Source organism: Burkholderia sp. SCN-KJ (assembly GCF_024656005.1).
Taxonomy (GTDB): domain Bacteria; phylum Pseudomonadota; class Gammaproteobacteria; order Burkholderiales; family Burkholderiaceae; genus Burkholderia.
Window position 1 is genome coordinate 65,385 of record NZ_JANKOG010000016.1, and the last position, 23,676, is coordinate 89,060.

The 23,676-nt window shown below is 68.2% G+C and carries 20 protein-coding genes; 15 read left to right on the plus strand and 5 right to left on the minus strand.

The window, feature by feature from the left end:
* Nucleotides 1-54 precede the first annotated feature (54 nt).
* The 3 genes from NQV17_RS24535 (at nt 55) to NQV17_RS24545 (ending at nt 3,053) form a co-directional block, all read left to right on the plus strand.
* Nucleotides 55-1,038, plus strand: a complete 984-nt coding sequence (locus NQV17_RS24535; protein ID WP_257774211.1) for a LysR family transcriptional regulator — start codon at nt 55-57, stop codon at nt 1,036-1,038.
* Nucleotides 1,031-2,443, plus strand: a complete 1,413-nt coding sequence (locus tag NQV17_RS24540) for an aspartate ammonia-lyase (protein WP_257774212.1) — start codon at nt 1,031-1,033, stop codon at nt 2,441-2,443. The genes NQV17_RS24535 and NQV17_RS24540 overlap by 8 nt, the downstream gene beginning before the upstream one ends.
* A 61-nt stretch (nt 2,444-2,504) precedes the next feature.
* A complete protein-coding gene (locus NQV17_RS24545; RefSeq protein WP_257774213.1) occupies nt 2,505-3,053 on the plus strand; it encodes a prolyl-tRNA synthetase associated domain-containing protein in 549 nt (182 codons plus the stop codon).
* Here the strand turns inward: NQV17_RS24545 and NQV17_RS24550 are convergent.
* The 4 genes from NQV17_RS24550 to NQV17_RS24565 all read right to left on the minus strand — a co-directional run bounded on the left by NQV17_RS24550 (nt 3,040) and on the right by NQV17_RS24565 (nt 7,767).
* On the minus strand, nt 3,040-4,428 hold the full coding sequence (locus NQV17_RS24550) for an MFS transporter (RefSeq protein ID WP_257774307.1): 1,389 nt from the start codon (nt 4,426-4,428) through the stop codon (nt 3,040-3,042). The two genes, NQV17_RS24545 and NQV17_RS24550, sit on opposite strands and share 14 nt — an antisense overlap.
* A 101-nt stretch (nt 4,429-4,529) precedes the next feature.
* Nucleotides 4,530-5,708 carry a CaiB/BaiF CoA-transferase family protein gene (locus NQV17_RS24555; protein ID WP_044846923.1) on the minus strand — a complete coding sequence of 393 codons (1,179 nt, stop codon included), beginning with the start codon at nt 5,706-5,708 and terminating at the stop codon, nt 4,530-4,532.
* Between the two features lie 14 nt (nt 5,709-5,722).
* A complete protein-coding gene (locus tag NQV17_RS24560) occupies nt 5,723-6,880 on the minus strand; it encodes an acyl-CoA dehydrogenase family protein (protein ID WP_124529571.1) in 1,158 nt (385 codons plus the stop codon).
* Between the two features lie 29 nt (nt 6,881-6,909).
* Entirely contained in the window at nt 6,910-7,767 is an 858-nt protein-coding gene (locus NQV17_RS24565; RefSeq protein WP_374692740.1) for a MaoC family dehydratase N-terminal domain-containing protein, read from the minus strand.
* Between the two features lie 128 nt (nt 7,768-7,895).
* Here NQV17_RS24565 and NQV17_RS24570 point away from each other — a divergent pair, with 128 nt between their 5' ends.
* The gene (locus NQV17_RS24570; RefSeq protein ID WP_257774215.1) at nt 7,896-8,846 is read left to right on the plus strand and encodes a LysR substrate-binding domain-containing protein; all 951 of its coding nucleotides are present in this window, start codon (nt 7,896-7,898) and stop codon (nt 8,844-8,846) included.
* 18 nt (nt 8,847-8,864) lie between these two features.
* Here the strand turns inward: NQV17_RS24570 and NQV17_RS24575 are convergent, their stop codons facing one another.
* Nucleotides 8,865-9,797 carry a LysR substrate-binding domain-containing protein gene (locus tag NQV17_RS24575; RefSeq protein ID WP_044846919.1) on the minus strand — a complete coding sequence of 311 codons (933 nt, stop codon included), beginning with the start codon at nt 9,795-9,797 and terminating at the stop codon, nt 8,865-8,867.
* A gap of 96 nt (nt 9,798-9,893) precedes the next feature.
* Here NQV17_RS24575 and NQV17_RS24580 point away from each other — a divergent pair, with 96 nt between their 5' ends.
* The 11 genes from NQV17_RS24580 (at nt 9,894) to NQV17_RS24630 (ending at nt 23,657) form a co-directional block, all read left to right on the plus strand.
* The gene (locus NQV17_RS24580; RefSeq protein WP_044846918.1) at nt 9,894-10,430 is read left to right on the plus strand and encodes a thiamine pyrophosphate-binding protein; all 537 of its coding nucleotides are present in this window, start codon (nt 9,894-9,896) and stop codon (nt 10,428-10,430) included.
* Nucleotides 10,430-11,023, plus strand: a complete 594-nt coding sequence (locus NQV17_RS24585; RefSeq protein WP_257774216.1) for a thiamine pyrophosphate-dependent enzyme — start codon at nt 10,430-10,432, stop codon at nt 11,021-11,023. Before NQV17_RS24580 ends, NQV17_RS24585 begins: the two co-directional genes overlap by 1 nt.
* Nucleotides 11,024-11,160: 137 nt before the next feature.
* Nucleotides 11,161-12,639, plus strand: coding sequence for an aldehyde dehydrogenase (locus NQV17_RS24590; protein WP_257774217.1), 1,479 nt, complete (start codon nt 11,161-11,163; stop codon nt 12,637-12,639).
* Nucleotides 12,640-12,713: 74 nt separating this feature from the next.
* Nucleotides 12,714-14,018: an MFS family transporter gene (locus tag NQV17_RS24595; RefSeq protein WP_257774308.1), complete on the plus strand. Its 1,305-nt coding sequence runs from the start codon at nt 12,714-12,716 to the stop codon at nt 14,016-14,018.
* 526 nt (nt 14,019-14,544) lie between these two features.
* Nucleotides 14,545-15,507, plus strand: coding sequence for a sigma-54-dependent Fis family transcriptional regulator (locus NQV17_RS24600; protein WP_257774218.1), 963 nt, complete (start codon nt 14,545-14,547; stop codon nt 15,505-15,507).
* A gap of 161 nt (nt 15,508-15,668) precedes the next feature.
* A complete protein-coding gene (locus NQV17_RS24605) occupies nt 15,669-16,067 on the plus strand; it encodes a DUF3467 domain-containing protein (RefSeq protein ID WP_257774219.1) in 399 nt (132 codons plus the stop codon).
* 9 nt (nt 16,068-16,076) lie between these two features.
* A complete protein-coding gene (locus NQV17_RS24610; protein WP_257774220.1) occupies nt 16,077-19,907 on the plus strand; it encodes an N-acetylmuramoyl-L-alanine amidase in 3,831 nt (1,276 codons plus the stop codon).
* Nucleotides 19,908-19,976: 69 nt separating this feature from the next.
* Nucleotides 19,977-21,110, plus strand: a complete 1,134-nt coding sequence (locus NQV17_RS24615; protein ID WP_257774221.1) for a hypothetical protein — start codon at nt 19,977-19,979, stop codon at nt 21,108-21,110.
* Nucleotides 21,107-21,370 (plus strand): hypothetical protein, encoded by a 264-nt coding sequence (locus NQV17_RS24620; protein ID WP_044844335.1) that lies wholly within the window; start codon nt 21,107-21,109, stop codon nt 21,368-21,370. Before NQV17_RS24615 ends, NQV17_RS24620 begins: the two co-directional genes overlap by 4 nt.
* Nucleotides 21,367-22,188 carry a hypothetical protein gene (locus NQV17_RS24625; RefSeq protein ID WP_257774222.1) on the plus strand — a complete coding sequence of 274 codons (822 nt, stop codon included), beginning with the start codon at nt 21,367-21,369 and terminating at the stop codon, nt 22,186-22,188. The genes NQV17_RS24620 and NQV17_RS24625 overlap by 4 nt, the downstream gene beginning before the upstream one ends.
* Nucleotides 22,185-23,657 carry a S8 family serine peptidase gene (locus NQV17_RS24630; protein ID WP_257774223.1) on the plus strand — a complete coding sequence of 491 codons (1,473 nt, stop codon included), beginning with the start codon at nt 22,185-22,187 and terminating at the stop codon, nt 23,655-23,657. Before NQV17_RS24625 ends, NQV17_RS24630 begins: the two co-directional genes overlap by 4 nt.
* The last annotated feature ends 19 nt before the right edge of the window (nt 23,658-23,676 follow it).

Sequence of the window (23,676 nt, forward strand, 5' to 3'; positions counted from 1 at the left end):
CTTCGGCGTGTCGTCGATGACGGCCGCTACAGGACGCCCACATGAGGACTCGACATGCCGTCTCACAAACCCATTGACATGCACGCGGTGCAGGTCTTCGTCGCCGTCGCGGAAGAGGGAAGCATGTCCGCTGCGGCAGCGCGGATGGGCATATCGCAATCGGGCGTATCCCAGATCATCCGGCAACTGGAAGACGAACTGGGTGTCGTGCTGGTGAATCGGACCACGCGGCCGATGGCGCTGACGCCCTTCGGCATCGCGCTCAGAAATCGCGGCGTGGTACTGAGCGAGGAAATCGCGAATCTCAAGGCGCAAGTCGTCGAAGCGGGGCGCGGGATCAAACCCGACTTGCGCATCGGGCTGGTCGATTCGTTCGCATCCACGTGCGGCTCGGTCTTCACGAAGAAGCTGATCGGCAAGGTGTCGCAGTTGTCGATCCGCACGGGCCTGAGCCCTCAACAAGGCGAGGCGCTGCTGCGCCGGGATCTGGATCTGATCGTCACGAGCGATCCGCTGATCGATGCCAACGATGTCGTGCGATACAGGCTGTTCTCCGAGCGCTATTTCGTGATCACGCCGAAAGGCCTCGGCATCGCCGTGAAGACGATCGACGACCTGCGCACGCTGACCAACAGCATGCCCATTGTGCGATTCAACCGCACGTCGCAGGTGGGCCTGCAGATCGAGCGATATCTTCGGCGCATCGAGATTCGCGCGCCCGCGCGGCTCGAACTCGACAACGCCGATGCCTTGACCTCGATGGTGGCGGAAGGCATCGGCTGGGCCATTACATCGCCGATGTGCCTGCTTCAGGGCGTGACGCATGCGGGCAACGTTGCGGTTCACGTGGTCGAACAACTGGGCCTGGAGCGCTCGCTGTACCTCGTGGCGCGCCGGGACGAATATAACGCTTTCTTCGACGATGCCTGCGATACGGCACGCGAAGTCATCGAAACATCGTTTCTGCCGAGGCTGGCCGCGCTCGGCGGGGACATCGAAAAACTCATTACCGTTGGCGGAAGGAATCTCCATGAATAAGCCTGCTCAAAGCGACGCTCGTATCGAACGCGACTACGTCGGCGAAGTCGCCATTCCCGGCGACAAACTGTATGGCGTGAACACGGTTCGAGGGGTCGATAACCTCACGGTGTCGCCGTTGAACATCGCTCACTATCCGGCGTTTCGCGACGCGTTCGCGCAGGTCAAGTGGGCGGCGGCATTGGCTAATCGCGATAACGACGTCATCACCGGCGAGCAGTGCGATGCGATCGTCGCGGCGTGCAGGGAAGTGATCGAAGGGAAGCTCGATGCTTCGCTCGTGGTCGATCTGATGGAAGGCTCGGGCGGCACGTCGACCAACATGAACTTCAACGAAGTCATTGCGAACCGGGCCCAGCAAATCCTCGGTCACGCGGCCGGAAACTACGAGGTCATCCACCCGAATGATCACGTCAACCGCTCGCAATCGACCAACGATGCGTATCCCGCCGCATTGAAGATCGCCACATACACGATGCTCGGTTCGCTCATCGGGGAAGTCACGAAACTCGCAGGCCTGTTCAACGACAAGGCGACCGAGTTTGCCGATATCCTGCACCTAGGCCGCACCTGTCTGCAGGATGCCCAGCCGATGCGGCTCGGCCAGCTCTTCGGAGGCTACGCTTCATTGACGGCTCGCCTGGCCGACGAGCTTGCCGCGGTGCGTGACAAGCTGCGCACGCTGCCGCTCGGCGGCACGGCAATCGGAACCGGCTTCGGCGCGCCGGCCGGTTATCGCGCGGCGGCGTACGCTCATCTTTGCAGCATCACCGGCGTCGCTTATGAAGCGCCGGCCAATCCGTTCGACGCGATGCAGAACATGGACGTGTTCTCGCGCATCTCGGCGGAATTGCGTACCTGCGCGGCGTCGCTTGCGAAGATCGCATCCGATCTGACCGTGCTGTCGTCGGGTCCGGCCGGCGGGCTCGGAGAATTGAAACTGCCGGAAGCGCAGGCGGGTTCGTCGATCATGCCGGGCAAGGTGAATCCGGTCTTGCCGATGGCGATGATCCAGTTGAGCTTTGCGGTTGTCGGCAACGATGTCGCGGTCGCGCAGGCGGTTCAGTACGGCGAACTGGAGATCAATCATTTCGAGCCGGTGGTGGCTTCGCGCGTGTTCGACAGTATTGCCTTGCTCACCAACGGGATTCGACGCTTCGGCGAGAAGTGCGTGAGCGGAATGGAGGCCGACGTCGCGCGCAACGAGCAGCATGTGCTGGAATCCATGGCTGTCGCAACCGCGCTCGTGCCGAAGATTGGCTATGCTCGCGTGAGCAAGCTCGCGCGCCAATCCGTGGCTGAAGGCCGCTCGCTGGTGACGATTCTGGATGAATCGGGACTGCTCTCGAAGGATGACACGATCGCTGCGATCCGAACGGCGTCGTACCCGGTCTTCGATGCCTGACCCTGAATGAAAGAGGGGCGACGCTGAAATGGGCGCAGGGTCGTCCCTCGCATCAACGAACATGAACGACACCATGCTGGGAAAAGACGAAGTGCTGAGGCTTCTTGAAGAAATCGATGTTCCGTTCTCGTGCGAGGGACACGACCCGGTACGCAACATGTCCGAGTCCGACATGCTGACGCTATCCGTGGCGGGCGCCCGCTGCAAGAACCTGCTGCTGCAGGACCGGAAGGGCCACTATTTCCTCGTCGTCACGACGGCCGCGAAGTCGCTCGATCTTGCTGAACTCGCCGCGGCGCTCGGCAGCAAACGTCTGTCGTTTGCGTCCGCGGACAAGCTCTTCGAGTTGCTGGGTATTCGTCCGGGGTCCTTGAGCCCGCTCGCGCTCGTCAATGACGAAACCGGACGTGTGCGTCTGATCATCGATGTCGAACTGCGCGGCGAGGAGCGTTTTCTGTTTCATCCGCTGGAGAACGATGCGAGCGTATCGCTCTCCAGAACCGGTCTCGACACGTTTTTGCGCCATATCGACCATCCTGCCGACTGGCTGCCCGTCTGCGCGCGGCAAGCGTTCGCCGCGGCCGGCCCGCCCGCAATCAGGCTTGCCTGACGCCGGAGTGGACCGCGGCGTCTTCCGCGTCCTGCATCCCCGGCGCGACTTCCTCCAGCGCCTGCCCCCCGGTTTCGACGCGCAGCAGCCCAATCGCGACACACAGCACGCCGAGCGTCGCGCTGACCATCGCGATCACGCCCGATACGCCGAACGCCTGGTAAAGCGCCAGCGCCAGCGCGGGCGTGCCGATCGACGACATCCGTCCGCACATGCCCGCGACACCGGTGCCGCGCAGCCGCACTTCGGTCGGGAACAGTTCGGGAATGTAGCCGAACAGCCCGAGCGTCGTGATCGTGTAGATCGCGCTGACGAGACAGAAGCCGACCACGATGATCGCGGTGGTATCGCGTAGCGACACATACAGCCAGCCGAGCGCGATGCTGAGGATCGACGCGATCACGATGCCCTTGGCCCGCCCGATCCGATCCGCGATCAGATAGCCGATCAACCCGCCGACCGGCGAGCCGATCGACATCAGGAACACGAACCCGAGCGACTTGACGACGGACAACCCCTCCGTGACGAAGAACGTCGGCAGCCACGCAATGAAGCCGTAGAGCCCGACGTTTACACCGATCGCGGTCAACGCCGCGACGATCGTCCGGCCCCGCATCCCCTTCGAAAACAGCACGCCGAGCGGCACCTTCCCGACATGCAGGTCGACGGTGCGTCGCACCGGCGGCAGCGTGCCGACCTGCCGGCCGACCTCCTGCTCGATCGCGGCAAGCGTCGCCTCGGCCTTGTCGAGCCGCCCGACCGATTCGAGCCAGCGCGGCGACTCCGGCATCCGTTTGCGCATGAACCAGACGACCAGCGCGCCGACGCCAGCCAGCGCGAACATGTACCGCCAGCCGAGATAAGGAATGATCCAGTACCCCGCGGCCAGCGCCGCGAAGAGCCCGCTGTTGGTGATGATCGCGAGCAGCGACACCCACTTGCCGCGCGTCTCGGGCGGCACGAACTCGGCGAGCGTCCCGGCCGCGACGACCAGTTCCGCGCCCAGCCCGATCCCCATGATGAAACGCAGCACGATCAGCCACGCGATATCGGGCGCGAAACACGCGGCGATCGAAGCCAGCCCGAACACGGCCAGATTGAGCTGATACGAATAGCGCCGCCCGAGCCGATCGCCGACGTAACCCGCGACGAACGCCCCGATCATCATCCCGACGAACGTCGACGACACGAACATCGCGCCATGCCGCAGGTCGGTGAATCCCTCCTTGACCATCGCCGCGACCGAGCCGTTGGCGAGATAGATGTCGAACGCGTCGAGGAACGCGCCACCGGCGATCAGGCCGAGTATCTTCCAGTGAAACCTTGAAATCGGCAGCCGGTCGAGCCGGCCGGCGGCATTGACGGTGTTCGCCATGATGTCTCCAGTCATGTGGCGCTCTCGCGTCCGTGACCGGACGCGGAGACGCTTCGAAACGTAGGTGAGGGGCGCGCTTCGATCAGCGCGGCAAGGCCCGGTCAGACGGCACCGGATGCGTGCAACGTGTGAATCTGTTCATCGGCATAGCCGAGCTCGCGCAGCACGGCATCGGTATGCTGGCCGAGCGCCGGCACCGGGTCCATGCGCGGATCGTCGCCCGGCGCGACGCCGGGCGGCAGCAGGGCAGGAATCTCGCCGGCGGGCGTGTCGACCCGCGTCCAGCGATGCCGCGCGGCGAGTTGCGCATGCGTCCAGACGCCGTGCATGTCGTTCATTCGCGCGTTCGCGATGCCGGCCTGCTCGAGCCGGTCGATCACGTCGGCGGACGTCAGCGTCGAGAACGCATCGACGATGATGGCCGCGAGCGCGTCGCGATTCGCGACGCGGCGGCTGTTCGACCCGAAGCGCTCGTCGGCCGCCAGCTCGGGCATGCCGATCACGGTCTCGCAAAAGCGCTTCCATTCGCGCTCGTTCTGCAGGCCCAGCATCACGGTGTTGCCGTCGCCGGCCCTGAACGGGCCGTACGGAAAGATCGTCGCGTGCGACGCGCCGGCCTGCCGCGGCGGCGACTGGCCGTCGATCGCGTAGTAGAGCGGATAGCTCATCCACTCGACCATGCTTTCGAGCATCGACACGTCGATGTGCCGGCCGCGCCCGGTGCGCCCGCGCTCGATCAGCGCGGCGAGGATGTTCGTATACGCATACATGCCGGCGGCGATATCGGCGATCGAGCAGCCGGCCTTGGCCGGCTCGCCGTTCGATCCGGTAATGCTCAGGAATCCGGATTCACTTTGAATCAGCAGGTCGTACGCCTTCTTGTCGCGGAACGGCCCGTCGAGACCGTAGCCGGAAATGTCGCAGACGATCAGCCGCGGATAGCGCTCGCGCAGCGTGTCGTAGTCGAGCCCCAGCCGCTGCGTCGCGCCGGGCGCGAGGTTCTGCACGAACACGTCGGCATCCGCGAGCAGCTTGTGCACGACGTCGAGCGCCGCGGGCTGCTTAACGTCGAGCGTGAGGCTCTCCTTCGAGCGGTTGGTCCACACGAAATGCGACGCGAGTCCCGACACGCGTTCGTCGTAGCCGCGCGCGAAATCGCCGACGCCCGGCCGTTCGACCTTGATCACGCGCGCGCCGAGATCGGCGAGCTGGCGCGTGCAGAACGGCGCGGCGATCGCATGCTCGAACGTGACGACCTTGATGCCTTCCAGTGGGCGCATGCTCGTCACTCCCGTCAGAACGAACGCGGCAGGCCGAGGATGTGCTCGGCGACGTACGACAGGATCAGGTTCGTCGAGATCGGCGCGACCTGGTACAGGCGCGTTTCGCGGAACTTGCGCTCGACGTCGTATTCGCACGCGAAGCCGAAGCCGCCGTGGAACTGCAGGCACGCGTTCGCGGCTTCCCACGACGCATCGGCCGCGAGCAGCTTGGCCATGTTCGCCTGCGCGCCGCACGGCTCGTGCGCGTCGAACCGGCGCGCGGCCTCGAAGCGCATCAGGCTCGCGGCCTCGACGTTGACGAACGAGCGGGCGATCGGAAACTGCACGCCCTGGTTCTGGCCGATCGGGCGGCCGAACACCACACGATCCTTCACGTACTGCGACACCTTGTCGACGAACCAGTAGCCGTCGCCGATGCATTCGGCCGCGATCAGCGTGCGCTCGGCGTTCAGCCCGTCGAGGATGTACTTGAAGCCCCGGCCTTCCTCGCCGATCAGGTTCTCCGCGGGGATCTCGAGGTTGTCGAAGAACAGCTCGTTGGTCTCGTGGTTCACCATGTTCGGAATCGGGCGCACCGTCATCCCGTTGCCGATCGCGTGATGCAGGTCGACGATGAAGATCGACATTCCTTCCGACTTCTTCTGCACGTCCGACAGCGGCGTGGTGCGCGCGAGCAGGATCATCAGGTCGGAGTGCTGCACGCGCGAGATCCACACCTTCTGGCCGTTGATCACGTAGCGATCGCCCTTGCGTACCGCCGTCGTCTTGATTTTGGTCGTGTCGGTGCCGGTGGTCGGCTCGGTCACGCCCATCGACTGCAGGCGCAGCTCGCCGCTCGCGATCTTCGGCAGATAGCGCTGCTTCTGCTCGGCCGAGCCGTGGCGCAGCAGCGTGCCCATGTTGTACATCTGGCCGTGACACGCGCCGGAGTTGCCGCCCGCGCGATTGATTTCCTCCATGATCACCGATGCCTCGGTCAGGCCGAGGCCCGAGCCGCCATATTCCTGCGGAATCAGCGCGGCGAGCCAGCCGGCTTTCGTCAGCGCGTCGACGAACGCTTCGGGATAACCGCGTTCCTCGTCGATCTTGCGGAAATACTCGGCGGAAAATTCGCCGCACAGGTCGCGAACGGCTTCGCGAATGTCTTGGTACGCGTCGGTAGGATTCATGTTTCGTATCGGGGAATGCTCGAAATGAGTCAGGCGAGGGTCGCGCTCGCGGACATGGTCAGCCAGCCGTCGTGATCTTTTGCCCAGAGCTCGACGGTCTTGCCGTCGTCGGCGAGGCGGCCGCACACGCTGAAGGTGTTGCCGAGGAAGGTCGGCCGTACCGCGCGATACGCGTATTCGACGATCGTCGCGCCGGGCAGCGAGCGCGTCACGAGGTCGAGCAGCAGCGTCGAGATCAGCGGGCCGTGCACGACGAGGTCCGGATAGCCTTCGACGTCGCGCACGTAGGTGCGGTCGTAGTGAATGCGGTGGCCGTTGAAGGTCAGCGCGGAATAGCGGAACAGCATGACTTCGTCGGGCGTGATGTCGCGCTGCCATTGCGCGGCGTCGGGCGCGGCCTTCGGCGGGGGCGCGGCGGCGCCAGGCGCGGCCGCGCCGCGATAGACGATGTCGTGTTCCTCGCGGATCGCGACTTCACCCGCTGATTCGATCACGTGCTCGACGGTCACGAAGCCGAGCGTGCCGGTGCGGCCTTCCTTGCGTTCGACGGACAGCACGCGCGACGTGCGCGTCGCGATCGCGCCGATCGTCAGCGGGCGTTCGAACGTCAGCCGGCCGCCGGCCCACATGCGGCGCGGCAGCCCGAGGTCCGGCAGGAAGCCGCCCTTGCGCGGATGGCCGTCCGGGCCGAGCTCGGCCTGCTGCGCGATCGACCAGAAATACAGCCAGTGCCAGGCGGGCAGCAACGCGTCGCCCACGACGGGAACGACCGGATGGTCGAGCGTGGCCGCGAAGGCGATCGCACGTTCGGCGCTGATCAGGTCGGTCGCGACCTGTTGGACATCGTCGCTGGCATGCGAGCGGGGAGAATTCACTGTCACCTCCATCGCCGGGCGGGCCGGCTGTTCTGACTTGGCATGAAGTGACTTTAGGTGAAGCGCAGGCGCGGCGGAAATACCGTTTGGATGTGCCGGTCATAGGGGTATCCTATGGCTTTCGCATCGAACGAACCGCCATGGACATCCGCCAGCTCCGTTACTTCGTCAGCATCGTGGAATACGGGAGCCTCGGGAAGGCGGCCGAAAAGCTGTTCGTCGCGCAGCCGTCGCTGAGCCAGCAGATCGCGAAGCTCGAGGGCGACATCGGCGTCACGCTGCTGGTGCGCAGCCCGCAGGGCGTGAAGCCGACCGCGGCCGGGCAGGCGCTGTACCGCCATGCGCGGCTCGTGCTCCGGCAGATGGAGCAGCTGCGCCAGGAAGTGCGGGAAGGCGCGGGCAGCGAGTCGGGCACGGTCGCGGTGGGTTTCCCGACCACGATGACGTCGATCCTCGCGGTGCCGCTGTTCGAGCGCGTGAGGGCGCGTTATCCGGGCATCCGGCTGCAGTACCTCGAGAGCATGAGCGGCTTCATCAACGAGCTGCTGGCGAACGGGCGGCTCGACCTCGCGATCCTGTTCCGCGAATCCAACACGACCGGCATCACCGCGATGCCGCTGTTCGACGAGGTGCTGTATCTGCTCGGCGAGCCGGGCGGCGCGGTGCCGTCGCGCGCGCGAACCTGCCCGCTCGCGTCGCTCGCCGGCGTGCCGCTCGTCGCGCCGGGCGTGCAGAACGGGCTGCGCCTGCTGCTCGAACGCACGTTCGCGCGCGAGGAGGTGCCGCTCAACATCATCGCGGATATCGATTCGCTGCCGACCATGATCTCGCTCGCGCAGTCGGGCCTCGCGTGCACGATCCTGCCGGCGTCCGCGCTGGCGTCGCGCGAGCCGTCCAGCCGGCCGAAGATGCGCCGGATCGTCGAGCCGGAGATCCGCCGGCCCGCGAGCCTGTGCTGGTCGAACACGTCTCCCGTCAATTCCGCCGCGCTCGCCGTGCGGCAGACGATCGTCGAGCTGATCGGCGAACTGGCCGCAAGCGGCGCTTGGACGGGCATCGCGCTGCGCGAGGGCGAATCCGCGCCGTCGTGACGGGCGACCTTCGCGGGTTCAGTCAGCGAGCCAGTGTGCGGACGGCCAGTCGCCGCGTTCGACCGCGGCGCGCATCTCGTCGACGAGCAGCGCGGTAACCGCCCGCACGGCCGCCGCGATCCGGCGTGTATTCGGCAACGCCAGCACGATCGTGCGCTGCAGCCCCGGATCGGACAGCGGCGCCGCGCGCAGCGCATCCCGCGCGATATCTTCCGTGACCGCGATGCTGGGCAGAATCGTGAAGCCGTGCCCGCGCGCGACGAGACTCTTCTGCACGCTCATCGCATTCGTTTCCGCAACGACGTCGAGCGTCGCGCCGGCGCCCGGGCGCGCCTGCTCCAGCATGTTGCGGATGCCGTGCGGCGCGCTCGGCAGGATCATCGGCCATGCGGCGATGTCCGCGAGCGCGAGCGGCCGGTCGGGCGCAAGGTCCGACGAGCGCGGCCCGACGACGCACAGGCTCTCGCCGAGCAGCGGCTGCACCTGGATGGTCGGCGTGGCTTTCGGGTTGTACAGCAGCGTCGCGTCGATTTCCCCGGCTTCGAGCCAGTCGCGCAAATGGCCGGCGTAGCCGACCGACACCCGCAGGCTGACCGACGGATGCCGCGCCTTCACGGCGGTCAGCAGCGGGCTGGCCAGCAGGTCGGCCGTGCTCGGCAGCAGGCCGATCGTCACGATGCCGGAGATCCGCGCGTCCGACGGCTGGATTTCCGCCCGCGCGCGGTCGAGCTCGAGCAGCGCGCGCCGCGCATGCTCGACCAGGATCTCGCCGGATTCCGTCAGTTCCATCCCGTATCGACCGCGCTCGAACAGCGCGATCCCGACGTCCTCCTCCAGCAGCTTCAACTGGCGTGACACGGCGGGCTGCACGATGTGCAGCACGTCGGCTGCCCGCGTTACGCTGCCGGTTTCCGCGACGGCCAGCAGCGCGCGCAATTGCTTGATGTCCATGCCGAATCGTGATCCGTGTATCAGGAAACTCTATTTCTGCGTGAGAGTAATCGCATTTTATGATTCCTGAAACAACTTCGTGAAGGAGCGCAACCGATGAGTACCGCAACGGGACATGAGCCGGCATGGCAGACGTCCATCTTTTCCGTTCTGAAGGCCGGCGGCGTGAAGCAGATCGCCTACGTGCCGGACGCCGGACATACGCAGGTGATCCGCAGCGCGATCGCGGACGATGAAATCGCAGCCATCGCGCTGACCACCGAGGAGGAAGGCGTGGCGCTGACGAGCGGTGCATGGCTCGGCGGCCAGCGCGCGGTGCTGCTGATGCAGAGCAGCGGCGTTGGCAATTGCGTGAACATGTTCTCGCTGTTACGCAGTTGCAATTTTCCGTTCTTCACGCTGGTGACGATGCGCGGCGAATACGCGGAATTCAATCCGTGGCAGGGTCCGATGGGCAAGACGACGCAGGCCGCGCTCGAACTGATGGGCATCACGGTGCTGCGCGCGGACCGCCCGGAGGACGTCGAGGAAATCGTCAGTGCGGGGTTCGACGCCGCCTTCGAAGCCGGCGAGCAGGTTGCCGTGCTGCTGTCGCAGAGCCTGATCGGTCGCAAGAAGTGGGAGCGGAAATAATGAGCGAGCAACAAAACCAGACCATCGAGCGCCGTGCGTTCGTCCGGAACCTGCTGGCCGGCGCGCCGGACGCGCTCGTCGTCAGCGGCCTCGGTTCGGCCTCGTATGACGTGTTCGCGGCGGGCGATCGCGTCGGCAATTTCTATCTGTGGGGCGCGATGGGCGGCGCGGCGGCGCTCGGTCTCGGCCTCGCGCTCGCGCAGCCGGAGAAGCCGGTCATCGTCGTGACCGGCGACGGCGAACAGCTGATGGGGATCGGCGCGCTCGGGACGATCGGCGCGAAGCAGCCGAACAACCTGACGATCGTCGTGCTCGATAACGGTCATTACGGCGAAACCGGCATGCAGCAGAGCCATTCGAGCCTCGGCACCGATCTCGTTGCGGTCGCGAAGGGCTTCGGGCTCGCCGATTCGTTCGCGGTACGCGACGCGCACGACTACACGCAGATCGTCGAGCGCGTGAATGCGCGCAGCGGGCCGGTGTTTGCCCAGGTTCACATCCGCGCGGACGAGCCGCCGCGCGCGCTGCCGCCGCGCGACGGCGTGTACGTGAAGAACCGCTTCCGCGAAGCACTCGGTTACGCGCCGTTCTGAGTGCGCTTGACACGCCGTCGTTCGACGCAATCTCGTCGTTCCCGTCGAACGGCGGCGACCGCCGTGCCGGGACCGCTGCCGAATGCGTGCATCCGGTAGCGGTCCGGGCGATTCACACCGATTTCAGCGAGCCGGACATGCAACGCTACCTTCACTTGATCGACGGCGAACGGCGCGAGCCCGACAGCCGTCAATGGTTCAACACCGACAATCCGTTTACCGGCCAGCCGTGGGCCGAGCTGGCGCGCGGCAACGAGGCTGATGCGGATGTCGCAGTGCGCGCCGCGCATCGTGCGTTCGTCGCCGGCGCATGGCGCGAGATGTCCGCGACCGCGCGCGGCCAGCTGCTGTGCCGGCTCGCCGACCGCATCGCCGAGCACGCCGAGCGCCTCGCCGCGATCGAGGTGCGCGACAACGGCAAGCTGTACGCGGAGATGCGCGGTCAGCTCACGTATCTGCCGCAGTGGTATCGCTATTACGGCGGCCTCGCGGACAAGATCCAGGGCGACGTGATCCCGCTCGACAAGCCTGGCTACTTCAATTTCACGCGACGCGAGCCGCTCGGCGTGGTCGCGATCATCACGCCGTGGAATTCGCCGCTGATGCTGCTCGCGTGGAAGCTCGCGCCCGCGCTCGCGGCCGGCTGTACGGCGGTGATCAAGCCGTCCGAGTTCACGTCGGCGTCGACGCTCGAGTTCGTCGAGTTGCTGCACGAGGTCGGCTTTCCGCGCGGCGTGGTCAACGTCGTGACCGGCTTCGGCAACGAAGTCGGCAGTGCGCTGGTCGCGCATCCGCTGGTGCGCAAGGTGACGTTCACCGGCGCCGATTCGACCGGGCGCCGCATCAACGAGCAGGCCGCGCGCGACTTCAAGCACGTGAGCCTCGAACTCGGCGGCAAGTCGCCAAACATCGTGTTCGACGACGCGAATCTCGACGATGCGGTGAACGGCGCGGTATCGGGCATCTTCGCCGCGACCGGCCAGACCTGCATCGCGGGCTCGCGGCTGCTCGTGCAAGCGCGAGTCCACGACGAGGTCGTCGAACGCGTGGTCGCGCTCGCACGCACCGCGCGGATGGGCGACCCGATGGATGCGGGCACGCAGGTCGGCCCCGTCACGACGCGGGCGCAATACGACAAGGTGCTGAGCTACATCGACATTGCACGCAACGAAGGTGCGCAGCTTGCGCTCGGCGGCCACGCGGCGGCGCGTGTCGAATGCGGCAACGGCTGGTTCGTCGAGCCGACGATCTTCACCGGCGTGCGCAACGACATGCGCATCGCGCAGGAAGAGGTATTCGGGCCGGTGCTGTCGGTGATCCGCTTCGATACGGAAGAGGAGGCCGTCGCGCTCGCGAACGACGTGCGCTTCGGGCTCGGCGCGGGCGTGTGGACGCGCGACATCGGCCGCGCGTTCCGGATGGCCGAGCGCATCGAGTCGGGCACCGTGTGGGTGAACACGTATCGCGCGGTGAGCTTCATGTCGCCGTTCGGCGGTTACAAGGATTCGGGGCTCGGACGCGAGAACGGCATCGGCGCGATCGACGAATACCTGCAGACGAAGAGCGTGTGGATCAACACCGGCGCGCCGACGGGGAATCCGTTCGTGATGCGCTAGCAGCGGTACGCAAATCCTCCCGACGCGGCATCAGACCGGACCGCGGGACAACATGGATCTGGAGACACCAAGCAATGGAAACCAATACCCTGCGGCCGAACGCGGTCGGCGCGCCGGCGGATTCCCGGCGACGCATTCGGGCGATCGTCGGCGCTTCGTCGGGCAACCTGGTCGAGTGGTTCGATTTCTTCGTCTATTCGTTCTGCTCGTTGTACTTTGCGCATGCGCTCTTTCCTGCCGGTGACAGGACGACGCAGCTGCTCAATGTGGCCGGCGTGTTCGCGACCGGCTTTCTGATGCGCCCGGTCGGCGGCTGGCTGTTCGGGCGCATCGGCGATCGCCATGGCCGCAAGCGGGCGATGGTCCTGTCGGTGCTGATGATGTGCGGCGGGTCGCTGGCGATCGCCGTGCTGCCGACGTACGCGCAAGTCGGCGCGCTCGCTCCGGCGCTGCTGCTCGCCGCGCGTTGCATGCAGGGGCTATCGGTCGGCGGGGAATATGGCACCAGCGCGACCTACATGAGCGAGATCGCCGAGCCGGGACGGCGCGGCTTTTTCGCGTCGTTCCAGTACGTGACCGTGATCGGCGGGCAGGTGCTCGCCCTGGTCGTGGTAGTCGCGCTTCAGCAGTGGCTTTCGCACGATCAGCTGATCGCATGGGGTTGGCGCATTCCGTTTGCGCTGGGTGCACTCGGCGCGGTTGTCGCGATGAGGTTGCGTCGTTCGCTCGACGAGACCACGACCGCGCATGCGCGCAACCGGGCCGATGCGGGCACGCTGAAAGGACTGCGCGGGCACGGCCGGGCCGTGGTAACGGTACTGGGTTTCACTGCCGGTGGCTCGCTGGTGTTCTACACGTTTACGACTTACATGCAGAAGTACCTCGTCAACACCGTCGGAATGCAGGCGAAGACCGCGAGTGCAATCATGACCGCCGCGCTCGTCGTGTTCATGGTGATGCAGCCGGCGTTCGGCGCGCTGTCCGACCGGATCGGGCGCCGGGCGTCGATGCTGATGTTCGGCGTCGGTGCAACGGTCGGCACGGTTCCGGTGATGGTGGCGCTGAAGTCCGTCCACGATCCACTGTGGGCTTTCGTCCTGATTCTCGCCGCGCTGGCGGTCGTGAGCCTGTACACCTCGATCAGCGGTCTCGTGAAAGCCGAGATGTTTCCGGCGGAAGTGCGGACGCTCGGTGTCGGGTTGCCTTACGCGATTGCCAATGCGGCATTCGGCGGGTCGGCGGAGTATGCGGCGCTTTCGTTGAAGGCAGCCGGTATCGAATCCGCATTCTTTTGGTACGTGAGTGCACTGGGGGCGATTGCCGCGCTCGCGTCGTTCCGGATGCGGGACTCGGCGACCGACGGCTATCTGCGCGATTGACGATGGCAGCGTGCGCGAATGCGTCAGCGAGGCGGCAGGCTGCGGGTTCGAGTTTCGACGCTCGGGCAGTTCATGCCGATCGAGCGGCACGGAAACCCGACGCGGCTCGCCGTCTCCGCGCGCATCAGACACGTGCGCCACATCCTCACCGCAACCGACGTACGCGACTGGCGAAGTCACCGATCCCGCTTCGTGAACGACACGCATTCTCCGAATTCCGCGACGGGCTTTCCGTTCGTCATCCCGATTGCGGATGAATTGATGAAAATGCGTGAAATGACATATTTGTTATTGCGTAGTCGGCAGGTTGTACGAATCTCCATATTGAAACTACACTGGTTATCGGCCGGCGCCGTGACACGCGGCTCTCCATTCAACACGCATCACAGTACTAATTAAACGCGTGCCAACAATCGCCATCGAGGATGGTTGTCTTGTTCCTCAACATCCAGCGGGGGGGGAAGTGGCGATGAACATCGGGGCTGCGCATCATCCGTCAACGGTTCGCTAGCCGGGCGGCGCGCGCATGAGCACGATCGGAGGCATTGGCGCGACGTCACTCGGGCTGCACGGCTCGAGCCCGGCGATGACCGACCTGCGCCGCTATCTGGCGAAGGTCGCGCGCACCGATACGACGGTGCTCGTGACCGGCGAAACCGGCACCGGCAAGGAGCGCGTCGCCAGCGCCGTCCATCGGCTCAGCACCCGGACCGACAAGCCGTTCATTGCGGTGAACTGCGCCGCGGTGCCCGACAGCCTGTTCGAATCCGAGATGTTCGGCCACGAGCGCGGCGCGTTCACCAGCGCCCAGCACGCGTTTCCCGGCCGCTTCGTCGAGGCCGACGGCGGCACGCTGTTCCTCGACGAAGTCAGCGAGATGCCGCTCGCCGTCCAGGCGAAGCTGCTGCGCCTGCTCGAGGACCGCACGGTGATGCCGGTCGGCTCGCTGCGCCGGCGCCCGGTCGATGTCCGGATCGTGGCGGCGAGCAACGAACGCCTGGAGGACCTGGTCGCGGAACGCCGTTTCCGTGCCGACCTGTTCTATCGCCTGAACGTCGCGCGCATCGAGATACCGCCGCTGCGCGAACGGCCGGAGGACATCGCGCCGATCGTCGATCACTTCGTCGCCGAACACAACCTGCAGCGGGCGATGCGGGTGGGGCGGCCCGATCCCGCCCTGCTCGAGTGCATGCGGCATTACCGGTGGCCGGGCAACGTGCGCGAGTTGCGCAACCTGGTCGAGGCACTGTTCATCGATGCGCCGGAAGGGCGCCCGTTCGGGCTGGGCGACCTGCCGCCGGCATTCCGGCGCCTGTTCCTGCAGGATTTTTCGGCCGGCGAGCATGAGCGCGAGCGGCTGGTCTCGGTCCTGCGCCAGACCAACTGGAACAAGATGGAAGCCGCGCGCCAGATGAACTGGTCGCGCATGACGCTGTACCGCAAGCTGGCCAAATACAACCTGGACGCCGGCAACACTGCATCGGTGTGACAGCCGGGCTGTCACATGGTACAGCCCGGCAGCGTTCCCGAATCCCGCACCGGCCGGGAAATTCCACGGCAAATCATGCGCTTGCGCCGGCGCACCCGCGTTGGCCCGCTCCTTGCGAAGCAGAACGGACAGACCGCCCGTCGCCATGCAAGGAGGCCGTCGTGCACGTCATCGAGCCAAGCCAGGACGCCCCGCCGGAGCCGGCCCAGCCGGCCGGCCAGACACGGCCGCTGCTCGCCAGTTATGCGAACTATTTCGAGGTCGGGCACAACGCGTTCGAGTTCCTGATCGATGCCGGGCAGGTCGAGCCGCAGTCCGGCAACGTCCAGTTGATGAGCCGCGTCGCGATCAGCCCGGTGCACGCGAAGCTGCTCGCGCAGCTGCTGGCGCGCGCGATCGCCCAGTTCGAAGCGACGCACCACGAAATCCCCGACATCGGCGACCCGGAACCCGATCTGGCGATGCTTCCCCCGCAGGAATTCGAACGGCGCGCGATCGATGCGCGCAGCAAGCCGATGCTCGGCGGCCGTCGCGACGAGCCCGATCAAAACCAGAGCTGAGGACACGACATGGCAGCGCAACTCCATCCCAACCGCATGGTCCTGAGCGACCGTTTCCCGATACTGGGCTTCACGATTCGCGTCGGCCACGCGCCGTGCGTCGCGGAACTGGTGATCGCCACCGATCCCGCACTGTTCACGCGCAAGGACGGGCGCACGTCGTCGACGTTCTATACCAGCCGCGAGGACGGCCTGCTGGCGATTCCGCGCGGCGAAGCGGTGTTCATGGTGCCGCCTGCCGTGCTGGCGCGCTTCGCGGGCGCGAGCCGGCTGTGGTTCGGCCTCGCCACCGCGGCGTCGCCCGCTGCCGATGCGTGGACGGTCGACGTCCTGCCGAATGCCGACAGTCCGTACGTGTCGCTGTCGGGGCTCAGCGACCGGGGATTGCGCCGGGTTCGCGTGTTCCCGACGCGCGGCGCTGCCGCCGTCAGGAGTCCGCTGCTGAACTGGGCGGGCGACGCCACGCGGCCGGGCGCGACCGCCGTGCCGGCGCCGAGCGCACCGGGCGCCGCTCCCACCGCGGCGCAGCCGGCCGTCGAGCCCGTTGCGCCGCACCACGACGTTCACTACGACGACGGCTTCGGCCCGCTTCCGCCGCTCAATGCCGCAACGCCGGGCGCCGCGACGCCCGCCGCGCCGGCGTCGGCGTCGACCCCGGCCGCGCGCCCGGCATCCGCCGTCGCACCGGCACCCGCCATCGCACCGGCACCCGCCATCGCACCGGCACCCGTGTCGCAGGGGATGAGCGACGATGCCGGGTTCCGCCTCGCGGGCGAACGCCGCGGCTTCACCTGGCCGCGGCCGCGCAAGCTCTCGACCGTCGAGCGGGCCGCGCTGCGGGCGATTCTGAGCGCGAATCCGGCCACCGCGTCGCTGATGCTGCTGCTGCCGGTCGCGATGCGCAACGGCCTGTCGGTCTCGATCGGCGCGGGTGCGGGCGCCGGGCTGGAATCCGGGGGCGCGGGCGCGGTCGGCCTCATCTTCGACGCCAATGGCGACGACATCGGCGTCTTCGTGTCGGGCGAACTGGACTTCGGCTACATCGTGTCGGCGAGCCTCACCGGCCAGATCAGCCTGCTGCGCGGCCATATCGACGATTTCTCGGGCACCGGCACGACGGTCGGCGTGATGGTCGGCGAAGCCCCGGCCGGCGGCATCTCGGCGCTGTTCAACGCCCGCGGCGAATTCGTCGGCGTCACGCTGTCGGCCGGCGTCAGCGTCGGCAGCCCGGTGAGCGTGTTCGTCGGCGTCTCGCGCGCCGCGGCGGGCACGATCGCCACCTCGTCGTCGTCGTCGCTCGCGTGGGCGCGCGGCCTGAGCGCCGACCCGGAGGCCTACGGCATCGATACGCCGCCGTACAGCGACGACGATGCGGCCGCCGAGCCGTCCGCGACGGCCAGTGCGCTGGCGCTGGGCGCGCGCGAGAACAGTCTCGTCACGCGCACCGCGGCCAGCCCGAATTTCGACGAGGGGCGCGGCAGCAAGACGATCGACCGCATCATCATCCACATCGCCGACGTCCCCACCGTCCAGCAGGTGGTGAATACCTTCACCAATGCGTCGTCGAAGGTGAGTTCGCATTACCTGGTCGGGCAGGAGGGCGAAGTCGTCCAGTTCGTCTCCGAGGCCGACACGGCGTGGCACTGCAAGGGCTCGAACCAGCGCAGCATCGGCATCGAACACATCGCGGTGAAGCGCGGCGGCGCCGACTACCCGCGTCGCAACGGCACCGTCCAGCATTTCGATGCGCTGGCGCCGACCCAGCTCCAGTACGAAACCTCGGCGGCGCTGGTCGCATCGCTGTGCGACAAGTATCAGCTGCCGGTCAATCGCACGACGATCATGGGCCATCGCGAGGCCGACACCTCGACCGGCCATACCGCGTGCCCCGACGGCAACTGGGACTGGGACTACTTCATGCGGCTGGTCACCAGCCGCACCTGCCAGCCGCAGGCGGCCGGCCAGGCGCTGGGGCTCGCCGCGCGCGGCCTCGGCGACGACATTCCGCTCGATCCAGGCGTCGGCGGCCTGTCGATCGGCACCGACGCGCTGGAGATCGGCGACATCATTCTCAGCACCACCGGCAATCCCGGCTCCGGCGTCATTCGCGCCGGCTCGGGTGCGGAGGTCAGCCACGCGATGCTCTACGTCGGCCAGGGCGGGCAGGTGATCGAGGCGATTCCCGGCGGGGTCCAGCTGCGCCCGCTCGCGGACGCGCTGGCCGACGCGCGCCTCGCGGTCGCGTTCCGGGTGCCGGGCCTGACCGATACGCAGCGGCAGCAGGTTGCCGATGCCGCCGCGCGCTACCTCGATCGCGGTTTCAACTACGTCGGGCTGGTCCGCTGCGGCAGCTACCTGATCGACCGCCACGCGTGCGACCTGCTGTCGGGCGACGCGGCGGAGCGCTGCCGCCGCTTCGTCGGTCGCATCGAGCTCGGCGAAGGCGCCGACACCGACAACTTCTTCTGCTCGCAGCTGGTCGCCCAGTCCTTCCAGGACGCGGGCAGGCCGATCGTCAGCGTGCCGCCGCACTGGGTGCCGCCGGGCGATCTCGCCAGCCTGTCGACCGGCACGATGGCCCCCGGAACGCTCGCGTATGTCGGCCATCTGAAGGCGCCGATCCCGAGCCGCGGCTTCTTCGGCACGAGCCAGGCGCTGTCGGTCGCGCCGGGCGCCGCGCGCGCGCTGGGCGCCGACGACTGGTCGGTGAACTGGGACGAGGTGCAACTGACCCCGCAGCCGACCGACATGGGCTGCTGGGCGACGGCCGCATCGATGGTGATCGGCTGGCGCGACAACCAGAGCGTCGACCCGACGCTGCTCGCGCGCTGCATCAGCCTCGAGCGCCAGATGCGCGATGGCCTGGCGCCGGCCGAGGTGGCGGGGTTCGCCGGGGTGTCGACGCTCACGGTCGAACCCAATGCGTGCTTCGCGCCCGAAGGCTTTCGGCGCCTGCTGGAGGCGAACGGGCCGATCTGGGTCGCCGAAGTCGTGCGCGCGCCGGTCAACTTCTTCCACGCGGTGGTGGTGACGGGCATGTATCGCAGCGGCGACGCGTATTTCGTGCGGATCACCGATCCGCTGGATCGCGTGGTCGGCACGCCGGGCCATCCCGGCGCGCGGACCCTGCCGCCGACCCACTCGACCGGCAGCCGCTACATCATGACCTACGAGGATTTCGTGTCGGAATACGAGGCGGCGGCCGGCATCGGCGTGATCCAGCTAATGCATTCGGGCGGCACGTTCGGCCACATGATCAATCGCGGCAGCGCGGCGGGCGCGGGCTATGCGCTCGGCGTCGAGCCGCCGGCCGCGGGCGGCGAATTCGGCTTCGGCGTGAGCCTGACCCGGCGCACCGAGAGCCGCGACGGGCGCAGCTACGATCTCGCGCAGCTCGCCGGGCTGGTCCAGCCGGCCAATGCGCTGGCGGGCGGCGCGGGGCAGCCGCGCATGGCCGGCCAGCGCATCACCCTCGACGACTGGCCGTACATCGACGGGCCGAGCGGCCGCACGTCGGCGCCGGTGTCGATCGACTGGGCGTGGCAGGGCGGCGCGGTCGGCGACGTGACGATCGCCGCGGACCACGGCCAGATGCTCGACGGCTGGAGCGCGTTCGTGCGCGCGGATATCGGCCGCGGTTCCGGCACCCCCGAACGGGCGAGCGTCAGGCTGCGCATCACCACCACGTTCCGGCATGCCGGCGAGGAGGACCAGGTCGGCGTGACGGAGGTGACGCTGAATGGCGACGGCCGCTTCCAGACCGTGCATGGCGCCGACGGCGCGCCGCCGCTTCCGGCCAGCGGCACGCAGCCGGCGCCGCGCGAACTGCAACCCGCCTGACCCCGAGGGACACGCGCGATGGCTCGCCACATTCCCCCTCCGCCACCCCGCGGCGCGATCACGCCCGCGGTGGCTCTTGCTCGCGACGCGTTCGGCCGCGAGATCGTCGACGGGTCCGGATCGGGCGACCCGGGCAGGCAGGACGGCGCGTTGCCGCAAGCGATGCCGGCCGGCGGCGCGGCACCCGCGGCCCCGGGCGGGTCGGCGCCCCCCAGGGAGAAGGCGACGGACGCCATCGGCCGGCGTGCGGCGGCGCTGGCCGATGCGATCGACTTCCCGACCTTCGTCGCGAGCCTCGTGCATGGCACCTACGACGCGATCGTCGACAGCTCGATCAAGCAGGTGGAGAGTTTCGCCGACCTGGTCGGCGCGGTCGCCAAGCCGCTGGACCAGTTCACGCAGGAGAACGTGACCGACGGGCAGGCGCGCGCGTGGCTGGTCGAGCAGTATCCGCACGACGTGACGCTGGCGCAGGACGGCGGCGATTACCGCCTCGCGCCGGTCGTCCGGCCCGGCGACGACGACGCGGCCCCCGCGCCCACGTGGCTCGCCGATTTCGGTGCGGCCGACAGCGCGTTCGATACCCAGACGCTCGAATCGGTGGTGCTGCCCCGCGCCCGCGAGCGCGTCGCGCAGCATCGGTTGTCGACGCTGTCGACGATGGTGCTGCTGGGCATGCAGCGGGTCGTGGTCAAGGACGGCACGATCGCGGCGAGCCTCAATTTCCAGGCCAAGGCGCGCGACCGCGCCGCCGTGCAGTATGCGACGTCGAACGACCCGTCGTCGGGGCAGACGACCTGGGGCGGACGAGGAACGTCGGGCGATGTCGTCACGACGGTCTCGACCGTTGCGGTCAATGCGCAAACTGACACCGATCTCAAGGCGACGCTGACCGGGAAGGTGAGCATCAATTTCGCATCGGAGACGCTGCCGCTCGACCGTTTCGTCGACGAGGCGTCGCGCAATCTGCTGGAGCGGCACAGCCGGCCGGCGGTGCGGATCGCGCCGCCGGCGGCGACGGCCGCCCAGCCCGCGGCGCCGGTGGCGGCGCTCGTTCCCGCCGCGACGCAGGCGCCCGCTGCCGTGCCTGCGCTGCCGGCCGCGTCCGCCGCCCCGTCGGCCGCGTCGGCCTCATCGGCTTCGTCGGCTTCATCGGCGCCGGCGGCACCCGCACCCGCATCCGCACGAGGAGAACCCACATGATTGCGCCGCGGCCGCTGGGCGAGACGCTGGGCGCATTCGCCGACGTTGCCGGACAGCTGGCCGCGGGCGCGGCGCAAGGGCTGCGGGTGCGCTCGATGGCGATGGAACTGCCGCTCGACCTGCGCATCGCATGGGGCGCCGACGGCATCGAGCTGGTCGGCGACCTGCCGCAGTTCCTGACCCGCACGGCCTTCGATGCGGAGCCGGCGCGGCTCGCGATCGTCCTCGAAGCCGTGCCGGTCGACGGAGCGGTGCGATGAACAGCAACGCCAGCCTGCGCCTCGAGGATTTCATCCAGGCCGTGCAGAGCCAGCTCGACAACGCGCAGGCGGCGATGGCGATCAAGGCGCGCAACCTCAACCTGCCGCTGACCTTCGCGATCAAGGACGTCAACCTCGATCTGCGCGCCCATGTCGAATTCGTCGAAAGCGAGGTGTGGATTCGTCCCGCCGGCCCGGGCGACACCGACAGCAGCACCTTCCATCTCGTGTTCACGACCATCACGCGGCCGGCGATCGAGGAGAACGCGATCGCGCTGTCCGAGGACAGCAAGGACCAGCCGCTCGACGCGCTGGGCGACGAGCTCACGGCCGAAGACCGCAAGCGGCTGGAATGGGCCGGCGTGCGCACGGTCCGGCAATTTCGGCAGGCCGAGCAGCGCGACATGGTGCATGCGATCGGCCGCGTCACCAACCTGTCCGTGGACCGGCTGCGCCGGGCGCTCGACCGGGCGTCCGCGCCGAGCGTCGAGCGGATCGAACCGGTGGCGCCCGCCACCGACGCGCAGCCCGATGCGGCGCCGCTGCTGCGCGTGATCGGGCGCAATCTCGTCAACGGCACGCACGCGCCGCTGGTGCGGATCGGCAATCGCCCGGTCGCCGTGCTGCAATCGGCGGACGACGAGCTGCTGCTCGCGCCCAGCCGCGACCAGTGGGCCGGCGAACTCGCCGTCTCGCCGACGAGCCGCCATGCCGCCGCGCTCGCGTTCGACCTGAGCGCATTCGCGCCGCCGCCGGCGCCCGCGGCCAGGCCCATGACCCTGGCCGCCGTGCCCGGCCAGGAGGAGGCGCGGCCATGACGATCCATGCACTCGGCACGCCGTGGGCATCGCCCGGCGAGCGTCAGTTCAGCCTGCCGACCAGCCTGCTCGTCAAGCTGGCGCTCGGCGAAGCGCCCGAGCACGTGCCGTCGATCCGCGACGTGACGCGCGGCGCGCTGGCCGCCGCGCAATGCATCGACGGCGGCCCGGTCGACCGCATCGTGGTTGCGTTCGCCGGCCGCTTTCTCGCGGTGCGCCCGTTCAGCGCGGCGGCCGGGCGCTGGGTGCCCGGGCACGCGCACCTTGGCTACGACGCGCTCGAACAGACGACCGGGATGGCCCGCACGCTGCTGCTGCGCGTGCCGGCCGGCACGCCGATCGGTGCGCTGTGCGACTCGCTCGCCCAGCTCGCGACCGTGGAAAGCGTGACGCCCAACTACGTGGCGACGGTCCCGATGGACGCGCCCGGCCGCCTCGCACCGGTGCCGCCGGCCGCGCGGGTCGCGCAGGATGCGCGCGCGCTGGTGCGCATGGACGACGCGCACGCGATCGAGCCGGGCGACAGCGGCGTCACGGTCGGTCTGATCGACAGCGGCATCGCGCGCCAGCATCCCGAATTCGCGCATGCCTTCCGCGCGGGCGCCGATACGGTGCGGCTCGAACCCGGCGACTTGTCGCCCGGCGTGCAGTTGCTGAGCGGTCACGGCCATCGCGGCGATTTTCCCGAGGACCGCTTCGTCGGTCACGGCATGGGCTGCGCGGGCATCATCGCCGCCGAAGGCGTGGCGATGCCGCGCGGGCTCGGCGGCGATTGCCGCATCCTGCCGATGCGCGCGCTGGCGGCCGCCCGCCTGCCGGGCAAGGCGCATGCGATCGGGCTCGGCGCGATCGCCGACCTCGATCGCGCGCTCAAGCTCGCGGTCGACCTCGGCGCGAAGGTGATCAACATGAGCTTCGGCACCGACGACGCGACGATCGCCGCCAACCGCCCGAAACCGCATGCCGACACGGTCGCGTATGCGGCCGCGCGCGGCTGCATCCTCGTGGCCGCGAGCGGCAACAACGGCGCCGTGACCCGCTACTGGCCCGCCGCCTATCCGCAGGTGATCGCGGTCGGCGCCGTGGGCGACGACGGCCGGCCGACCCCGTTCTCGACGCGCGGCCCGCACGTCGCGCTGTGCGCCCCGGGCGAACGGGTGCTGACGAGCGCGATCGAGGCCTATCAGCTCGCGACCGGCACCAGTTTCGCCGCGCCGTTCGTCGCGGGCGCCGCGGCGCTGCTGGTCGCGTACGCGCAGCGCCGCGCCTATCCGCTCGACGGCGCGACGGTACGCGAGCTGGTCGTCGCCACCGCGCGCCCGTTCGCGCCCGGCGCGGCCGACGGCTGCGGCGCCGGCATTCTCGACGCGGCGGCGGCGTTGCAGGCGCTGTCCGGCCGCATCGACGCGTACGAAGCGGCGGGCGACGACGGTTGCACGGGCAAGGACGGCCGTGCCGACGACGGCTGACTGGCGCACGGGATCCCGC